Raw genomic sequence first — 19703 nt, 5'->3', positions numbered from 1 at the left:
CTTCGGCTGCGCTTCGGCTATCCTTCGACTGTTCTTCGACTCGCAGTCGAAGAACAGCCGAACAGTTCCCGAACAACTCCCGAAGATGTCCCGAACATGTCCCGAAGATGTCCCGAACAGCTCTCGAAGAAATGCCGAACAAATCTCGAACATCAGTCGAAGAAATATCGAAGAATACCAAAAGGAACTGACATCCACTATTTTCGGCACGCTATTTGATTGTATTACTGCGTAAAAAGAAAGGAATTATATGATAAAAAAAGAGAAAATGAAAACAATTACATTAGAAAAGAACCCTTACATGTACTACATGACCAATTGGGGCTTTGTAGAACAAAATGCAGACAAAATGGACAACCAGTCCAAAAAATCAAGAAGAAGCTAACACCTTCTTTAAATAAATGAACGAAACAAAAAAGAGATGCTTTACTAGAAATAAAGCATTTATTTTTTGTCCGTTTTCCTCACCCCTTCTTCCAAAACTTTTTCATCCTCTACAACCTCATCTTCAAACAGAATACGTACCGAAGGGGTATACATGTCTTCATTCTGCCCAGTCCTATTCGCCCAGAAAAATGCGCCAAGGAATATCAACGCGATAAAAACACTACAACCTATTAAGAAAAATATGATACTCATTTTTTGCGTATTACGTATAAAGTATTGCTTTCAAAAATACAGGTAAATATACGAACAATTATCCTATTAATTTCCGACGCCTTGCAAACCACCGGGTCGTCAGACTGGTGAAAGAGATAATCGTCACCGTACTAAGCGGCATCAGAATAGCTGCAAACAATGGCGACATCGTGCCTTGTACCGCAAAGGTCAATCCGACAACATTATAGGTTAACGAAATTGCAAAACTCATGTGTATCACTTTCACAGCATCTTTGGCAAATGCGAAAAAGGAAGGCAACTTCGCAAAGGAGTCTCCATCCAAAATGGCATCACACCCCGGCGAAAAGTTGTTAATATCATCAGACACGGCAATCCCTAAGTCAGCTTTTCGCAATGCCCCGGCATCGTTCAGACCGTCGCCAAGCATACAAACTTGCTTTCCTTGATCTTGCCATGCGTCAATCTGTTGTAATTTATCCGAAGGGCTCTGGTTAAAGAGCAGCTGAGCACTCGCTGGAAAAATAAGCTTCAACGCATCCGATCTGCGTGCATTATCGCCTGAAATAAGGTGTAATTCATAATCATTCGCTTTCAACCGATCTACTACCAGTGAAAGATCTTTACGCCAAGCTTGTTCCAAGGTGAAGTAACCTTTCACTTCACCATCGACCATGACGTAGACCATCGAACCTTCTTCATTCACAGATTTTACCCCCAAAAAGGACGCAGACCCAACTTTTATCTCCACTCGCCCGGAAATGGCCTCCATACCTTTCCCTGTAATCTCACTAAAAGCGTCAAGTGGCACAACGGTGCAAGGCCCTAACCATTTTACAATTTCCCTACTCAGTGGATGATTAGAGTTTCGACATACGGAAGAGAGCAAAGACCATTCTGTTTCTGTCAGCTCTCCTTCAAAAAACATAGTCGAAGATTTCGGGGACGAGATCGTACCCGTCTTATCAAATACCACACAATCTATAGCAGAAAGCTGTTCAATCGCTCCTGTATTTTTAATATAGAACTTGTTTCGGTCAAAGATACTAAGCGCAGCTGATAGTGTAAATGGTGAACTCAAAGCCAAGGCACAAGGACAAGCGATAATCAATACCGCGGTAAATGCTCCCCAAGCTTTGTTAGCATCTCCTCCAACCAACCAAAAAACACAAGCAACCCCAGCAATGGCAATCAACCCCAATGTGAAATATTTACTTATAAAATCGATAAATGTATCGAATTTTTTCTCCTGAGTCTTAAAGCTCTCGTTATTCCATAACTTGGTCAAATAGCTTTGTGAAACCGGCTTCACGACTTCCAATTCTATCGCTCCTCCAATCTGTCGGCCTCCGGCATAGATAATTTCGCCAAGTGTCTTTTCGATAGCCACCGACTCACCAGTCACAAAGCTAAAGTCTACCGATGCATCACCTTTAAGCAAAATAGCGTCAGCGGGTATGATTTCATTGTTGCGCACCAAAATGCGTTGACCGACCTGCAGATCGGCAATCTGTATCGGTCTTTCACCGCCCTCTTCCAAAACTGTAACCGCCACAGGAAAATAAGACCTATAATCACGTTCAAAAGAAATATGGTAATATGTACGCTGCTGTACCCATTTTCCAATCAAGATAAAGAATACCAGACTACAGAGTGTATCCATAAAACCTGCTCCGCTATTCGTCAGAATCTCCAGAGCAGAACGGAAGAACAACACGAAAATCCCCAAAGCAAGCGGCACATCCAGATTTAACCGTTTCTGTTTTAAGCTACGCCAAGCAGATTTAAAATAATCAGAAGCACTATACAAAAGCACAGGAATACCAAACGCAAGGTTCATATAGCCAAAAAATTGTGCATATTGACGCTCAAATTCTGCCATACCAAAATATTCCGGGAAACTAATCATCATGGAGTTTCCGAAACAAAACCCTGCAACAGTAATTTTTCCGATAAGGTCTTTCTGGTTGATTTTTTTTCCTTCTTTCACCACATCCTGCATGGTAATTTTTGGTTCGTAGCCGATATTGACCAAAAGTGTGACCAACTCACGCAAAGAAAGTTCATTGTGCTTAAAGGTGATGCTGACCTGCCTCTTCATAAAATCCACGGTAGAGACAGCAACAGCCGGATTCAATTTATAAAGATGTTCAAGCAGCCATATACAGGAGCTGCAATGAATGACTGGTATATAAAAGGTAATGATAGATACCTTATCATCCTTATAGTCGACTAGTTTGGCGGCTATATTCGACTCGTCAAGATAGGACAGATCTGCCGTATTTTCTTTTTGAGATTTACCGGGGTGCTGATTATACTTGTAATAGCTCTGCAGGTTGTTTTCATTCAGCACCTGATACACCGTTTGACATCCCAAACAACAAAACGTGCGATTATCTAACAAATAAGGCGTGTCTTCTACCTTATCCCCACAATGGTAGCAGACTTTACCCTTAACCAAATCACGAACTTCCGACATTTTGTTTTTTTTACTGTTTATTAGTTGATGAACTGGGTAATTGATGAACTGGTTAAACACCTAAACGAATAAACGATTCAACAATTCAACGACTCAACAATTCAACGATTAAACATACACTTTATATCGCCTGACTGAACAACTGCTCCTGTTCTTTGGATAGCTGTAGACGCTGATCAAAAGCCATACATATATTCCGCAGAAAAGATTTCCCTATAGTGGTTACCAAAATGTTTTCATCTTTGATTTCCACCAATCCGTCACTTTCCAGTGCCTGCAATCGCTCTAAAATTACATTATTCCACTGAAAATCACGAAGCAAGGTTACTTTTCCTTTACACATCATATCCAAGATATAACGCCGGAGGACAACATCTTCTGCCGTCAGCAGATGACCTTTCACAACTGGAAGCTCTCCTGCATCAATTAATTCATAGTATTTTTCTACAGTTTTTACATTTTGGGCAAATGCAGTCCAGGCGTCACTGATAGACGACACCCCCAAACCAATCAGCAGCGGCGTATAACGGTCGGCATACCCCATAAAATTCCGGTGCAATCGTCCTTCCTTCGATGCTACAAAAAGCTCATCGTCTTCCTTGGCAAAATGATCCATGCCCACATCCTTATATCCTTCCGCTTCTATCATCTGCTTGCCTAATACATATAGCGCAAGTTTTTCTTCGCCTACAGGTAAGTCGTGTTCGGTAAAACGTCGCTGCCCAGGTTTGATCCAAGGCACATGCGCATAACTGTAGAACGAAATCCGATCCGGCGACATGGCTAAAGATTTTTCAATCGTATCCCGTACTGTATGCTGCGTCTGTAAAGGCAGCCCATAAATCAAATCAAAATTGATGGATGTATAACCGATCTCACGTGCTTCATTCATCACCCTTTCCACATCTTCTACAGTCTGGTGGCGATTAATCAAATATTGCACATGCTCGTCAAAATCCTGTATCCCTAAACTCAGGCGCTTAAAACCCAAATCATATAAAACCTGTAAATGCTCTTTCTGCGTATTCGCCGGATGTGCTTCAAAAGAAAAAGACGCATCATCGACTATTGTAGCCCCTTCCAATAACCCCATCACCAAACGTTGCAGATTGCTCGGATCAAAGAAAGTAGGCGTTCCACCACCAAAATGTATTTCACGGATACGGATATCATGCTGGCCAAGAATAACGCTATACATTTCCCACTCCTTTAACAAACGCTCAATATAAGGCGTTTCTACAGCATGGTTCTTGGTAATTCGGGTATTACAACCGCAATAAGTGCACAGGCTTTCACAAAAGGGCAGATGCACATAGATGCTTATCCCCTCTTCGGCTGACTGCATAAAGGTTTCGTATATTCGTTTTTTCCACTCTTCCGTTCCAAATGCTTCATTTTCCCAAAAAGGAACAGTGGGATAACTTGTATAACGTGGTGCCGCGACATTGTATTTCGCGACCAATTCTGTTTTAGACATTTTCTCCTCCGACTTTTTCTTGCTCTACTTTGCTACAACCATCTAAACAACAGCATGCCGTACCGACACACTTTCCTGCACTCCATAGGTTGAGGTTACGAACGGTCTGTTCTGCAATGCCTTTGGGCGTACGATCCGGATAGGGTGTATTAGCAATCTGCATAGATAAATATTGCGCTTCATAAAGGTCTATATGGTCAGTAGTGAGTGAGCGGGTAATAATTTTAGATACCCCGTGTTCTTTCAGTGCACGTAGTGTCTTGGAATCCAACGTGTCATCCTCCGAGATAATGACAGCTTCTTTTCCGTCTGCGTAATGAATCGTATTGAGATTTAAAGGATTCGAAATCAAGGTCAAATCATGCACTTTACCATTGGCGACAGCCAACAGTTCCTTCTCAAAATCCTTGATATTATACGCCACAACTTTCATGTAGGAAATTATCTATCTACGTTTATTACCTTAATAGACAAAGATAATTGCCTTCCTCAGAGAGCTGGATGCATTGCATCAAATAATAAAATGATATTGGTCACAGAAAGAGGTTAATTGGTTCGCAAGTTAATGAGGGTGTCCGAAAAGGTTGTTAATCATAAAAAAAACGCGTCATTGCGAGGAAAAATGACGAAGCAATCTGCGTTTTTACCGTCATCAGATTGCTTCGTTCTTCGCAATGACGATGATGGCTGACTTTTCGGACATCTTCATTTTAATCTTTAAGCGCTAAACCGCAAAAACTAAAACCTGATGTTTTTGAGCTTTTCCACGGAGAATATACGGATAGCATTCCCCTCTTTCGTGATTAGTTTTTCATCTTTGAAATCGGCAAGCATGCGGCTAATAGTTTCATTAGCTGTACCGGCGAGTGCAGCTAAATCGTCTCGTGAAATACGGATAACTACATCTTCGGCGTTTTCAGTACCGGTGCTTTTCTCCGCCACATTCACCAAAGCATTTGCCACGCGTTTACGTACCGTGTCGTATGCAAATCCTAACATTTGCTCCTCTTTTTCCCGAACATTTCCAGAGAGTAATTTAATAAATTTGCCAGCTACAATAGGTTTGTTGTAAAGCAATTCGAAGAATTTTTCTTTTGGAATCAAAGCAATTTCGCAATCTTCAAGAGCTGCTGCATTATCATTATATCCTTCATTCAGCAATATAGATTCGTAGCCGAAGAATTGATCGTTAACATGAATGCCCGTAGACAGTTCTCTTCCGTCCTGATAATACAGGAAACTTCTCACTTTACCTTTCAACATGTAATACACAAAAATAGGTGAATCACCAGATTCATAGATCAGCTGCTTTTTCTTGAACACCTTAACACGAGCATCTTTAACCAGATCCTGCAATAGGTAATTCTGTTCTTCTTCACTCAAATGCAAACCACTTTTCGGCACAAAAAGATTCGATAGTTTCTCACGTTTCCGCAATCGGCTTTCGATAGCATTCAAAAGCTCGATATCATCGAAAGGTTTGGTTAGATAATCATCTGCACCCATTTCCATAGCTTTCCGAATATCTGCACGTTCTGATTTCGCCGTCAGGAAAATAAATGGAATATCTGCTGTATGCTCATTTTTGCTAAGCATATACAGTACGCAATAGCCGTCCAGTTCCGGCATCATGATGTCACAAAGGATGATATCAGGGCGGTGTTTCGTGGCAAGTTCTACACCAACACGACCGTCAGGGGCAGTAAGCACCTCATAATCCCCAGTCAGCTCTAATATCTCTGCAGTTCCTTCCCGAATTTCGAAATTGTCTTCAATAATTAATATCCGTTTTACCATTTGCTTTTTACATTAACCTTTATCATCACCATAGCCTCCATCCCTTTATATAACCTCTATCACTTCCATCACCTTCACTATTGCTGAAACGTCATTTTAAACATTGCTCCTTCGTTGATTGCAGAATGATAGTCGAGCGTGCCATCCATCAATTCGATATAGCGCTTCACGATGTTAAGCCCTAACCCTGTTCCTGGGATATTCCCTGTGTTATGCGCACGAAAAAATGGCTCGAACAGGTTACGCTGGTCTTCTTTAGGAATACCGATACCGTTATCTTTCACACAGATAATACATTGGTCATCTTTTATTTCCGTTGTAAACTCGATAAAAGTATCTTCTCCAGAATACTTTATCGCATTGGAAACTAAATTAATAATGCTGCTTTTTGTTAAGTGGCTATCCAACCAGAAAGTACCTATCGCACCTGTATGTTGATAGACAATATGCTGGTTTTTCTTGCAAATAAGCTGCATCTCTTCCGTGATTTCCTCTGACAGCTGCACGAGATTGATATCTTGTTTGTTCACCACGACTCTTCCTGCCTCCAGTTTTTCCAAAGAAAGGAAATCATTCAAAATATTATTGAGCAACTGCACGGAACCTCGAATCCTGTTGGTATGTTTTAGCACATTTTGTAAATCAGGTTTCTCAGCATAGCGTTCAATCAAGGACGCAGACAATTGCACTGAACTAAGTGGCGTGCGGAATTCATGCGAAGCCATGGACACAAATCTCGACTTCATTTGGTTCAGCTCCTTTTCCTTCTCCAACGACAAACTTACATCTGACTTTGCACGCTCCAACTCCGATACTAATTTGATAAGGTCTTTTGTGCGTTCGCTGACCATATCCTCCAGTTCCAAAGCGTGTTGCCTCAATTTGTCTTCCGCAGCTTTTTCTTTCGTCAGATCATGAATAAAACCAGTAAAGATATTCTTGTTTTTATAGAAAACCTCACTCACCGCCAAACGGAACGGGAAAGTACTGCCATCTTTCTTCTTCCCCAGCACTTCTCGTCCTATACCGATAATCTTCTTCTCGCCTGTTGTTTTATAGTTGTGTATATAACCATCATGTCGGCTTTTATCGGGTTCAGGCATTAACATAGAAACATTGTTCCCGATCACTTCATCAGGCTGATAGCCAAACAAAGTGGAAGCTGCCGGATTGATAGATTCCACAATCCCACGATTATCAATCGTGATAATACCATCAATGGCATTATCAATAATAGCTTCCAGAAGCCTCGCCGATTCTAAACTCATGCGTTACTTTACTAGTTTTTTGTATTTGATACGCTTAGGTCCTATATCACCCAGTCTTTTTTTCCTGTTCTCCTCGTATTCCGTATAGTTTCCTTCAAAGAAATAGACCTGTGAATCGCCCTCAAAAGCCAATATATGCGTACAGATACGGTCTAAGAACCAACGGTCGTGCGAAATAACTACTGCACAGCCACCAAAGTTTTCCAAACCTTCTTCCAAAGCTCTCAACGTATTCACGTCGATATCGTTCGTCGGCTCATCCAACAACAATACGTTAGAGGATTTCTTTAAGGTAATCGCCAGATGCACACGGTTTCTTTCTCCTCCGGAAAGCACACCTACTTTTTTCTGCTGGTCGGCACCGTTGAAGTTAAATTTAGATACGTATGCCCTAGAGTTAACAGGTCGGTTACCCAAAAGGATATTATCCTGTCCATCCGTTATGTTTTCCCAAACGGATTTTTCGGGATCTAAATCATCATGATTTTGATCCACATATCCCAAAACCACAGTTTCCCCTACAGTGAATGTACCAGAATCAGGTTGTTCTTGTCCTGTAATTAAGCGGAAAAGCGTAGTCTTTCCTGCTCCATTGGGACCAATAATCCCTACGATACCTGCAGGAGGTAAAGAAAAGCTTAAATTTTCAAAAAGGATTCTATCGCCATAGGCTTTTGAAATATTGTGCGCTTCAATAACAACGTTCCCCAAACGTGGTCCTGGCGGAATGAAAAGTTCCAATTTCTCTTCTCGCTCACGTGTTTCTTCAGACGCCAATTTTTCATAATTATGCAAACGGGCTTTCGACTTGGCATGGCGGGCTTTCGGTGCCATACGAACCCATTCCAGCTCACGCTCCAATGTTTTTTGTCTTTTCGTTTCCTGTCTCTCCTCCTGCGAAAGGCGTTTCGCTTTCTGGTCTAACCACGATGAGTAGTTTCCTTTCCAAGGAATACCTTCTCCCCTGTCCAATTCCAAAATCCAACCGGCCACATTATCTAAGAAATAACGGTCATGGGTCACCGCAATAACAGTACCTTTATATTGTTGCAAGTGTTGTTCTAACCAATCGATAGACTCTGCATCCAAGTGGTTGGTCGGTTCATCCAGTAATAAAACATCCGGTTCTTGGAGCAACAAACGACAAAGTGCCACCCTACGACGCTCTCCACCTGACAAGTTGGCAATTTTCGCTTCAGGCTCCGGACAACGCAGAGCGTCCATTGCGCGTTCTAATTTGGTGTCCAATTCCCAAGCATTGGTTGCATCGATTTTATCCTGCAATTCACCTTGTCTTGTCAATAGTTTGTCCATTTCATCCGGATTTTCATAAACCTCGGGCAGGCCAAACTTCTCATTGATTTCCTCGTATTCTTTTAAGATAGCTGTTGTCTCTGCTACCCCTTCTTCCACGATTTCACGCACGGTTTTTTCTGGATCAAGCTCAGGTTCCTGTGCTAAATAACCTACAGAATAACCCGGAGAGAACACCACTTCGCCCTGATAAGATTTATCCAAACCGGCAATGATTTTCAGCAAAGAGGATTTACCTGACCCATTTAAACCAATGACACCGATTTTTGCACCATAGAAGAAAGAAAGGTATATATTTTTAAGTACTTGTTTTTGAGGCGGGTAAATTTTATTCACACCAGCCATCGAAAAAATTATTTTCTCGTCGGACATAAGCTAATTTACAGAATTACTTTTCCCACAAACTTATATAAATTCGCTTTTATATGCAAAATATAACCTAATCGTTATTGATGCTTGTCCTAAATAAGTGGGTTTTGATAAAAGCTCTTATCTCGTCCTCGTTTAAGCGTAGCTGCAACGAGAATGCCCATACTGTCCTTGGTCTGTCGGGGTGGGATATTGCGTCGAGGACTAAGGACTTTTATATCAGGTAGTCTCAGACTACCCTAATTCTTCATCCTTAGAGCCATCGTCTAAGCCCTCGTCAGAAGCCGAGACACAGCGAGGCACAGCGCTTCGCTAACTCTAAGGATAGGAGGCATTCTTCATGAGGTTCGAGACTTCCGAAGTTTTCGAAACTTCGGAAGTCTAAATCGGAAGCCCAAAGCTTAGGAAGTATCCACACTAATGACATGAAGGGCAGAAACACTTTTACTTCCCTGTGACTGACATTTTGATAGTTTTAGGGCTGTGGCGCAATTGTTGATAATTTATTACACAAGCAAAAGCAGGATTTATAAATTATTTTTTACATTTATGCATCCTAAGCAATATAAAAAGGAAAGGTAAAACACATGGAAGCAAAATTTTCACCACGCGTAAAGGATGTTATCTCCTACAGCCGAGAAGAAGCATTACGCCTTCGACATGACTATATCGGCACGGAACATCTCTTACTCGGGTTGATTCGTGAAGGTGATGGGGTGGCGATAAAGATTTTGAAAAACGTTGGCATAGACACGGGTTCCATTCGTCAATCAGTGGAAGAAGCTGTCAAAGGCTCATCAATGTCTCGCGCGCCAATCGGCAATATGCCACTGACAAAACAAGCTGAAAAGGTATTGAAAATAACATATTTGGAAGCTAAGATTTTTAAAAGCGACATTATTGGCACAGAACATCTATTGTTGGCCATTCTCCGCGATGAGGAGAATATCGCCTCACAGATTCTGCAACAATACAGCATAACCTACGATTTCTTCAAGAGCGAAGTCGAACAGAACAAAACAACGATTACGGACGAAGCTTCAGGCTCATCTACGGGCGATGATGATTTTGCTGAGGACGATCAACAATTTTCAGCACCTAAAAAAGTGTCAGACATCAAGTCCAAAACACCGGTATTGGACAACTTTGGTCGCGATTTGACAAAAGCAGCTGAAGAAGGGAAACTGGATCCTATCGTTGGGCGCGAAAAAGAAATTGAACGCGTTTCGCAGATTTTATCCCGTCGTAAGAAAAACAATCCTATTCTGATTGGAGAGCCCGGGGTTGGTAAATCCGCGATTGCGGAGGGTCTGGCATTACGCATCGTGCAACGTAAGGTTTCACGTGTATTGTTCAACAAGCGTGTCGTTACCTTGGATTTAGCTTCATTAGTAGCAGGCACAAAATACCGTGGACAGTTCGAGGAACGTATGAAGGCTGTAATGAACGAATTAGAGAAATCACCGGATGTTATCCTCTTTATAGATGAGATACACACCATCGTAGGTGCTGGTGGCGCTTCAGGTTCATTAGACGCCTCCAATATGTTCAAACCTGCATTAGCTCGTGGAGAAATCCAATGTATCGGTGCAACAACCTTGGACGAATACCGTCAGTACATTGAAAAAGATGGCGCATTGGATCGTCGCTTCCAAAAAGTGGTGGTAGAACCTGCCTCTCATGATGAAACGATAGAAATCCTCAACCGCATCAAAGACAAATATGAGGAGCACCACAATGTGACCTATACGGAAGATGCTATTGAAGCCTGTGTGTCTCTGACGACACGATACATTACTGATCGTTTCCTTCCGGACAAGGCGATTGACGCATTGGATGAAGCGGGTTCACGTGTGCATTTGAATAACATTCACGTTCCCCAATCGATTATCGAAATCGAAGAAAAAATTGAGGAAGTCAAAGTAGAGAAAAACAAAGTAGTACGTAGTCAGAAATATGAAGAAGCTGCTAAACTACGCGATACGGAGAAAAAATTACTTGAAGAGCTGGAGAAAGAAAAATCAGCTTGGGAAGCGGAAACAAAATCTAAACGCTACACTGTATCTGAGGATAATGTCGCTGAGGTAGTTGCCATGATGACAGGGATTCCTGTACAACGCGTAAGCCAATCTGACAGCCAAAAGCTGTTGAACATGGGCGAGGCAATGAAAGGTCGTATCATTGGACAGGACGATGCCGTACAAAAATTAGTTAAGGCTATCCAACGGACTCGTGCAGGCTTGAAAGATCCTAAAAAGCCAATTGGTTCTTTCGTATTCTTAGGCCCTACAGGTGTTGGTAAAACTGAGTTAGCGAAGGAGTTAGCGCGTTTTATGTTCGACTCTGAGGATGCGTTGATTCAGATCGACATGAGTGAATACATGGAGAAATTTGCGGTCTCACGTCTTGTGGGAGCGCCTCCGGGATACGTTGGTTACGAAGAAGGTGGTCAATTAACCGAGAAAGTCAGACGCAAGCCTTATGCGGTTGTACTTCTGGACGAAATCGAAAAAGCACACCCGGATGTATTCAACTTGTTGTTGCAAGTGCTAGATGAAGGACAGTTAACAGATAGTTTGGGACGAAAAGTAGATTTCCGTAACACCATTATTATCATGACATCCAACATTGGTGCTCGTCAACTTAAAGAGTTTGGTCAAGGTGTCGGATTCACTACTGCCGCAAAAGCAAATCAAGCTGATGCGCATTCACGTGGTGTTATCGAAACAGCCTTGAAGCGTGCCTTTGCACCGGAATTCTTGAACCGTATTGATGATGTAATTGTCTTCAACTCACTGACGAAAGAACATATTTTCAAAATCATTGATATTGAATTGAAAGCCTTGTTCTCGCGTATCGAAGGATTAGGTTATCAAATCGCGTTGACGGACAAAGCAAAAGATTTTATCGCTGAAAAAGGTTATGACAGTAATTTTGGTGCACGACCGTTGAAACGCGCTATCCAGAAATACCTCGAAGATCCGATTGCCGAAGAAATCTTAAAAGGAGAAGTGAAAAACGGCTCTGTTTTGAAAATCGATTACGATGAAGAAAAACAAGAGATTGTGGTTGATGCAGAACATGATGCAACGATCACAAACGAATAAAAATAACACATATATCATTGAAAGGCGTTGTACTTCTTCGTACAGCGCCTTTTTTTGGCTTATTTTTTGTTAAGTTTTTTTAAACTATTAACGTTTTTTAACGTCTTATATAAAAACGAACATTAAAAACTTTAAAAACCATACACATGAAAAAAATTCTATTAGCCTGCTTAATCGGCACTTCATCACTGCTAACGTTGAATAGCTGTACGAAGGAATATAACAATTACGACATGGTACCAAGCATCACGATGGTATACGAAAGAACTGCTAATCAATGGCAAACTCATGCATCCCAAGACAAATACTTGGATTTAAATGTACCTGAACTAAAAAGTTATTTTGTGGATCAAGGGATTGTCAATATAGCCATTAGTTTTGACAACGAAAAAACTTACTTGGCCATTCCTGCCACATTTGACGGCGTAGCTTATTCTTATGATTATACGACAGGTTCGGTTAGGATATATGCACAAGATCCGATTTATGAGGATGGTATTTCCATTACAGTACCGAGCAAAGTTGTTATTAAGATTTCATTAACTGAATCTGATTTCGTTCAATAGTATTATAATATTGTTTAATCGGTTAATCGCTTAACCGATTAAACAATTCATTAATTCGCTTCTTCAATCAACTCTTTGGCATGCTGCAATGCAGATTCACCCGGATTAGCACCGCTGAGCATCTGTGCCACCTCCTGTATTTTCTCTTCTTTACTTAATAGACCAATATTCGTTTTGGTTTTTTCACCTTCATCCTGTTTATAGACTTTAAAATGGGCTTGGCCTTTAGCGGCAATCTGAGGTAAGTGCGTAATCGCCAACACCTGCATATTTCCAGCCAATTGCTGCATGATATCACCTACTTTAAGTGCTACTTCTCCTGAAATACCGGTATCAATCTCATCAAAAATAATCGTTGGTAAAGCCGAGCTCTGTGCTACCAAAGATTTTACAGCCAGCATCACCCGAGACAATTCACCGCCGGATGCCACCTTATGTATAGGTTGCAAAGCTTGTCCTTTATTTGCAGAAAACAGAAACTGCACTTCGTCGCCTCCACTCTGCTTAAAGCCTTCTATAGGCAATTGGGTCAGATTTATCTGCAGTTGTGCATTGGGCATCCCTACTTTTGCTAAGACTTCTTGCACATAGTTTCCAACTTTATCGACCACACCTTTCCGGGACTGGCTTAGTGCCGAGGCTGCATCTTCCAGTACTTTATGACTTGTCTCTACAGCGGACTTCAAAGTTGCTAAATATTCCTCCTGATTCGTTACAGCCAAAATCTTCTGCTCCAACTGTTCGCGGACAGCAATTAGTTCCTCTACGGTATCTACGCGGTGTTTCTTCTGTAGGCTATAAAGTAAGCTTAGGCGATCCTCTACCTCTTGCAATCGGTTTTCATCCATGTAGACTTGTTGCTCACCATGGTTAATTTCTTGCGCAATATCCTTTATCTCAATGAATGTGCTTTCTAATCGCTCCGTCCATTCCTTTCCGGCTGGTAAATATTCCTGAACCGCCAGCAGATGTTGTACCGCACCCTTTAACGATATAATTACTGCTGTTTCCTGTTCCTCTAACAGATAGGCAGCTCCCAAAAGGTTTCGTTTTATTTCTTCTGCGTGCGTTAGCTGTTGTTGTTCATCTTCTAACTGCTGCTGCTCGCCCGCTTGCAAATTAGCTTTGTTCAACTCTTCAAACTGAAATTGATTAAAATCTAACTCTGCATTATTGGAAACAATCAACTCCTGCAACGCAGTCAGTTGTTCTTTGATTTCTTTATATTGACGGAAGGCATTTTTATAATCTGACGACAGATTTTGGTTTTTCGCAACACTATCCAACACCAAAAACTGGAATTTCTCGGTGTTGATTTGCAATGTGGCATGTTGGGAGTGAATATTGATAAGCTGTTCTCCGAGGGCTTTTAATACATTCAAGGTGACGGGAGAATCATTCACGAATGCGCGTGATTTACCGTCTGGTGTTATTTCTCTTCGGATGATTGTTTCTTCCTCATAATCCAGGTCCTGCTCCGCAAAGAAATCCTGCAGACCATAGGCTTCAATAGCAAAATACCCCTCAATAACACACTTTTGCTGCTCATTGAAAAAATGCTTTCCTTCTACCCTATTTCCTAAAATCAATCCCAGTGCACCCATGATAATAGACTTCCCAGCTCCTGTTTCCCCTGTGATGATATTTAATCCACGATCGAATTGTATATCAAGGTTTTCAATAAGTGCGTAGTTCTTTATGTATAGTCTCGAAAGCATGCAATATTTTGTTTTTTTGTTTAAAGTTTGAGATTTAAAGTTTAGGGCTTAGATGTTTAGCGTTTAGACATTCTAAACTATTAAACTCTAACCAATTAAACGATTAACCTAAGAATCTACCGTAATGTTTCGTATTTAGCTGTATTGCTCGGATCGATCTCCACCAAGGTATTGAATACTTTCACACTCTCATTACCTGGTAATTTTGCAAATACACCCACAAATTCACTGGATTTGGCAGAAAACAAAATTGGCGTCCACACGTTTCCTGTACTGTTACGGTCTACTTCTTTCAGTTTATCCAACAAGCCAAGCATAGTAGCACGTGCTTTAATTTCGTCTTGTGCCATTTTATCTAAACCGTTGAGATGATACTGGTAAGCAAATTCCCGATACGGTTGATACCTTCTGTCCAATAAATTATTGATAAGCCAGTATCTGTTTTCTAAGGACTCCATCGAACGCCATCCCTCTTCTGGGCTACTTTGAGCGGCATTAAGAATCGTTCTCGCAGAAGTCAAGTATTTATTCCCGCCATTGAGTTTAAACGTATCGGCATCCATCCCGATAATCACATTGGCATAGAACGCCAATAAAGAAGAAAGGCTATTTAAGTTCGCATTTTCATTGAATTCCAACTGCTCACCTTCCACATACGAAAAGTTGAAACTACGGTCATGATAAGCCAGAATAGGCGTAGAATAGTTTGTTCCATATACCGGACGGTAAGAAAAAACCTGTGCCGATGCTTTGTAATTCCGAGATCCATCCCACTCATGAATGGTAATAACGAACGAACAATCTATGCGTTCCTGTGCATTGATACGCATATCGGTCCATGGTCTATTATTCAAGAAGTCATAGATAACTTTTTGTAAGATATCCAATGCTCTTTTATTCGTATTCTGTACTTGTGGAGATAATATTTCCACTCGCGCATTCAATTCCTGAGCCTGTAGCGTCAAGCCCAAAAACAGAAAAACCAATAACAAACCTATATTCCTCATAACTCGTGATTAAGCTACCAAAGATAATGTAAATTGATTAAATGATTAAATGTTTAATTGGGTAATCGTTTAATTGATGAACTGATGGATTCGGTAATCGCGGAATTGGATAACGCATCATCGATTCCGCCGTTCTACGATTCTACGACTTCCCCGTTTTATGATTTAGCAAAAAAACAATATGTTTGCAGGTGATGATAGATTTCTCGAAGCAACTGAGCAAATATATGCCCGAGCCTGCTGCTCCTATTATATCGGCATGGATCAATGACACACATTGCCAGTTTCGTATATCCAAAAGTCGTCGAACTAAACTGGGAGACTATGCGGCACCCCACCGCGGAGAACCCCATAAAATATCTGTCAACCACGACCTCAATCCATACGCTTTTCTTATTACCACAATACACGAATTTGCACATTTAAAAACGTGGCAGCAATATAAGAATAAGGTTAAGCCTCACGGAACGGAATGGAAAGCAAACTATAAACAATTGATGTCCCCTTTTTTAAAGTTAAACATATTTCCTGCCGATATTCTCACGGCGATCGTTCAATATATGGATAATCCAGCGGCTTCAAGTTGCACGGATCTTAACCTCTATCGTACCCTTCGAAAATATGATGAAAGACCAACTCCCATAGCTACAGTAGAAAGCATTCCCGAGAATAGTATCTTCGCTATCAAAGGTGGTCGAGTGTTCCGAAAAGGAGAAAAGCTACGAAAACGCTATAAATGTTTGGAATTAAGCACACAGAGAGTCTATCTTTTCCACCCTATAGCCGAGGTGTTTCCTGCATAAATATTTTTTAGGAGATTAAAATGGAGATTTTGTTTAAGCTATCTTTCCGTCTCTCTCCTTCATTTTGAGGGTATGCATGTAAGAAACGGCAACATACATTGAGACATTGCGTGTATACATTTGCTCATTGAGCACACACAAAGAGACAATGAGCATATGCAAGGCCAATATTCCACTGTACATATACATCTTGAGCACACGCTGTACGATACCGCACGTATGCCACTTCGTATTGCATACACTCGGTAATTAGTGGAGAGGGCGCTATTGCAGCTTGCGTACACGCAAAGTTATACCGACATCGCTCAATGGCATTTTGCATATACGCAAGATGTAACCGAGCCTGCGCAAAAAGGTTTTGCGCAGGCTCATGCTTACATTGCATACACGCGTTCTTTACATGTATGTCGTCAAAACCACGTTGTTTGATGGATTATGGCCTCCCTTTCCTCCGGCTTTCTTCCAAGAATCTGTCTATATCCCGTGCTCTGTACCAGTCAATTGGAAGGATAATAAAGCAAGTTTGTAACTTGCTACTCCCATCGTTTCTAAGTTGAAAACTTAAGCTATTTATCCTCACAAGATACCGCTGGCCGTGCCCCGCTGCGTCTCGACTCAGACGAGGGCTCAATCTTGTGAGAGAGAAGGTAGATACTTCCTAAGCTTTAGACTTCCGAAGTTTAACTTCGTTGAGGGCTTCGCCGTTCGAAAACTTCGGAAGTCTCTTACATGAAGAATGCGTATTTTTAGTCCTCATGCTGGCTCACGCCTGTGGCGTGTGTCCTCATTTGTACTTGATTAAGGCACGAGCGGCACGCTCGCGCCAGCGGTGTCCCGGCGAGGGACGGAAAGGATGTGCGATGGGAAGAAATCAACAAAGGTGTTACGGGAGAGCAAATATTCATTTTGACACAATAATGGTAATATATTTGGTACTTTTATACCCGTAACCACGATTATATGAAGAAGAGTTTATTTTTAACAGGGCTTTTGGCCGTGGCCTTGGTGGCTTGTCAGCATAACGAGGCAACTGACTTTGACGCTAATGGGTTGGATTCCACGGCCTTGGCTACTATTTCCGTTGATTCGTACAGGACTTATGTAGAACAACTATCCGCTGATGAATTTATGGGCAGAAAGCCGTTTACCAAAGGTGACACCCTTACGGTCAACTATATAGCCGAACAATTCAAAGCCTTAAACCTAAAGCCCGGAAATGGAAACTCTTATTTTCAGGAAGTCCCTTTAGTAGAGATCAGCTCCCAACCGGTCAGCTCCACATTAACATTTACTGGCAAAAACGGAACTGTAATGGCAAAGCATCTGGATGATTTTGTGATCGGTAGTAAAAGGTTACAGGAAGATATTCAAGTCGACGATTCCGAATTGGTATTCGTAGGATTCGGCATTGTTGCCCCGGAATATGATTGGAACGATTATAAAGGGGTAGATGTCAAAGGAAAGACTGTCGTGGCCATGGTCAGCGATCCGGGACACTATGACAAAACCTTGTTCAAGGCAGATACGATGACGTATTACGGTCGCTGGACGTACAAATATGAAGAAGCGGCACGACAAGGGGCTACCGGTGTATTACTTATTCACGAAACTGCAGCAGCAAGCTATGGCTGGAATGTTGTTCGTTCGGGCTGGTCTGGTCCTCAGCTGGATCTTGTTACGGAGGATAACGGTGCTTCTTCCACGGCATTCCAAGGCTGGATAAACCATGAAACAGCGACGAAACTATTCCAATTGGCAGGTACTCCTTCCGATATCATGGAACAAGCCAAAAAAACAGGCTTTAAAGCAACACCATTAAATATAACAACATCACTCGCTTTAAAAAATACATTCAGAAAATCAACTTCCAACAACGTGATTGCTAAACTGGAAGGAAGCAAACGTCCGGATGAGGTTATTATCTACACAGCTCATTGGGATCATCTAGGTATAGGAGAGCCTGTCAATGGTGATTCAATTTATAACGGAGCGATTGATAATGCAACTGGTGTAGCGGCTCTTTTCGAAATTGCAAAGGCATTTCAAGCGGCAAAAGCGAAGCCTGAACGCTCTATTGTATTTTTAGCTGTTACTTCGGAAGAAGAAGGTTTGCTTGGCTCCGATTATTATGCGCGGCACCCGATATTTCCACTCAAGAAAACGGTGGCTAATCTGAACATGGATGCTTTTAGTGCACTGGGACCAACGCGGGATGTTTCCATAGTTGGTATAGGACAAACCGAAATCGAAGATTATGTGGAACGTTCGGCAGCTAAGTTCGGCCGTGTCATCAAGGGAGAAGGCAACCCTTCATCGGGAGGTTTCTATCGTTCGGATCATTTTAACTTTGTTAAAGTCGGTGTACCGGGGTTGTTCATGGGAAGTGGCAACGAGCTTCTGGAAACGGATACAACGGTTATCAACAAACGTCGTGAAGCTTTGAGCGGTCGCTACCATGCTCCAAGTGATGAAGTCGATGAAAACTGGAATTTTGATGGTATTATTGCAGATGTACAGCTGTTCTTTGATATTGGCTACACGATGAGTATGGAAAAAACATTTCCTAATTTTAAGGCAAAATCGGAATTTAAACGTACGAATTGATTGGGTAATATACGTTTAATTGATTAAGTGGTTAATTGTTGAAGTGGTGAGTTGGTTAATTGTAGGTAGAAATTAAGAGGGAATTGACGAAGTGGAGAACTGACTATCTCATTAAATAGTAAATTATGTATTATATTTATTCATTTGAGAAGTTAGAGGTCTATAAGGAGTCTCTGTTTCTTAATGTGACTATTCGCGAAATAGTGAAATCCTGGCCCTTCGAGGAACGTTATGAATTAACGACACAAATAAAACGTTCTATTAGCAGTATTGCAGCCAATATTGCTGAGGGCTCAGGAAGGGCAAGCAATAATGATCGAGCACATTATACAAATATCGCTTATTCAAGTGCCTTAGAAAGTATTAGTCACCTGAACCTTGCCAAATAATTAGGCTATATTCAAGAAAATGTATATGACAGTTTTCGTACAAAAATGGATAGCATTATCAACAAGCTCAACGCACTTTATAAGTATCAGCTTAAGCATGGAAACAATTTGAAAAACAAACTCAAGAATGAATAAGAGTCAATAAAACAATTACTCAATTCATCAGTTACTCGAACAAACAAAATAA

Annotated in this window: 15 protein-coding genes; 6 read left to right on the top strand and 9 right to left on the bottom strand. The window is 41.4% G+C overall.

The window, feature by feature from the left end:
• Nucleotides 1–235, top strand: a 235-nt coding sequence (locus BM375_RS17265) for a hypothetical protein (protein ID WP_170852697.1), incomplete at its 5' end; no start/stop codon positions are given.
• A 209-nt stretch (nt 236–444) separates the two neighbouring features.
• On the opposite strand, the gene ccoS is transcribed toward BM375_RS17265, so the two are convergent.
• The 7 genes from ccoS to ettA form a co-directional block, all read right to left on the bottom strand.
• Nucleotides 445–639: a cbb3-type cytochrome oxidase assembly protein CcoS gene (ccoS, locus tag BM375_RS16580; RefSeq protein ID WP_093367682.1), complete on the bottom strand. Its 195-nt coding sequence runs from the start codon at nt 637–639 to the stop codon at nt 445–447.
• Between the two features lie 58 nt (nt 640–697).
• Complete coding sequence (locus BM375_RS16575; protein ID WP_093367681.1) at nt 698–3097, bottom strand: heavy metal translocating P-type ATPase; 2400 nt, start codon at nt 3095–3097, stop codon at nt 698–700.
• A 121-nt stretch (nt 3098–3218) separates the two neighbouring features.
• The gene (gene hemN / locus BM375_RS16570; RefSeq protein WP_093367679.1) at nt 3219–4574 is read right to left on the bottom strand and encodes an oxygen-independent coproporphyrinogen III oxidase; all 1356 of its coding nucleotides are present in this window, start codon (nt 4572–4574) and stop codon (nt 3219–3221) included.
• Nucleotides 4567–5007: a Rossmann-fold NAD(P)-binding domain-containing protein gene (locus BM375_RS16565; protein WP_093367678.1), complete on the bottom strand. Its 441-nt coding sequence runs from the start codon at nt 5005–5007 to the stop codon at nt 4567–4569. Before BM375_RS16565 ends, hemN begins: the two co-directional genes overlap by 8 nt.
• A 305-nt stretch (nt 5008–5312) precedes the next feature.
• The gene (locus tag BM375_RS16560) at nt 5313–6371 is read right to left on the bottom strand and encodes a response regulator (RefSeq protein ID WP_093367676.1); all 1059 of its coding nucleotides are present in this window, start codon (nt 6369–6371) and stop codon (nt 5313–5315) included.
• A gap of 77 nt (nt 6372–6448) precedes the next feature.
• Nucleotides 6449–7639, bottom strand: coding sequence for a PAS domain-containing sensor histidine kinase (locus BM375_RS16555; RefSeq protein WP_093367675.1), 1191 nt, complete (start codon nt 7637–7639; stop codon nt 6449–6451).
• Between the two features lie 3 nt (nt 7640–7642).
• Nucleotides 7643–9325, bottom strand: a complete 1683-nt coding sequence (gene ettA, locus BM375_RS16550; RefSeq protein WP_093367674.1) for an energy-dependent translational throttle protein EttA — start codon at nt 9323–9325, stop codon at nt 7643–7645.
• A 584-nt stretch (nt 9326–9909) separates the two neighbouring features.
• On the opposite strand from ettA, the gene BM375_RS16545 reads away from it, so the two are divergent.
• A complete protein-coding gene (locus tag BM375_RS16545; RefSeq protein ID WP_093367673.1) occupies nt 9910–12429 on the top strand; it encodes an ATP-dependent Clp protease ATP-binding subunit in 2520 nt (839 codons plus the stop codon).
• A 146-nt stretch (nt 12430–12575) separates the two neighbouring features.
• The gene (locus tag BM375_RS16540; RefSeq protein ID WP_093367672.1) at nt 12576–12995 is read left to right on the top strand and encodes a hypothetical protein; all 420 of its coding nucleotides are present in this window, start codon (nt 12576–12578) and stop codon (nt 12993–12995) included.
• A 50-nt stretch (nt 12996–13045) separates the two neighbouring features.
• Here BM375_RS16540 and recN read toward each other — a convergent pair whose 3' ends face one another.
• Both recN and porD read right to left on the bottom strand, forming a co-directional pair.
• Nucleotides 13046–14713, bottom strand: a complete 1668-nt coding sequence (gene recN, locus BM375_RS16535; protein ID WP_093367671.1) for a DNA repair protein RecN — start codon at nt 14711–14713, stop codon at nt 13046–13048.
• 116 nt (nt 14714–14829) lie between these two features.
• The gene (gene porD, locus BM375_RS16530) at nt 14830–15720 is read right to left on the bottom strand and encodes a type IX secretion system protein PorD (protein ID WP_093367670.1); all 891 of its coding nucleotides are present in this window, start codon (nt 15718–15720) and stop codon (nt 14830–14832) included.
• A 194-nt stretch (nt 15721–15914) separates the two neighbouring features.
• Here porD and BM375_RS16525 point away from each other — a divergent pair, with 194 nt between their 5' ends.
• The 3 genes from BM375_RS16525 to BM375_RS17675 all read left to right on the top strand — a co-directional run bounded on the left by BM375_RS16525 (nt 15915) and on the right by BM375_RS17675 (nt 19516).
• A complete protein-coding gene (locus tag BM375_RS16525; protein ID WP_093367668.1) occupies nt 15915–16523 on the top strand; it encodes a SprT-like domain-containing protein in 609 nt (202 codons plus the stop codon).
• 960 nt (nt 16524–17483) lie between these two features.
• Nucleotides 17484–19127: a M28 family metallopeptidase gene (locus tag BM375_RS16515; protein WP_093367665.1), complete on the top strand. Its 1644-nt coding sequence runs from the start codon at nt 17484–17486 to the stop codon at nt 19125–19127.
• A gap of 125 nt (nt 19128–19252) precedes the next feature.
• Complete coding sequence (locus BM375_RS17675; RefSeq protein ID WP_093367664.1) at nt 19253–19516, top strand: four helix bundle protein; 264 nt, start codon at nt 19253–19255, stop codon at nt 19514–19516.
• Nucleotides 19517–19703: the final 187 nt, after the last annotated feature.

This window comes from Sphingobacterium wenxiniae, assembly GCF_900116225.1.
In the GTDB taxonomy this organism is placed as follows: domain Bacteria; phylum Bacteroidota; class Bacteroidia; order Sphingobacteriales; family Sphingobacteriaceae; genus Sphingobacterium; species Sphingobacterium wenxiniae.
Note: the sequence above shows the minus strand (reverse complement) of the source record. Positions and strands in the feature narration are given on the sequence as shown.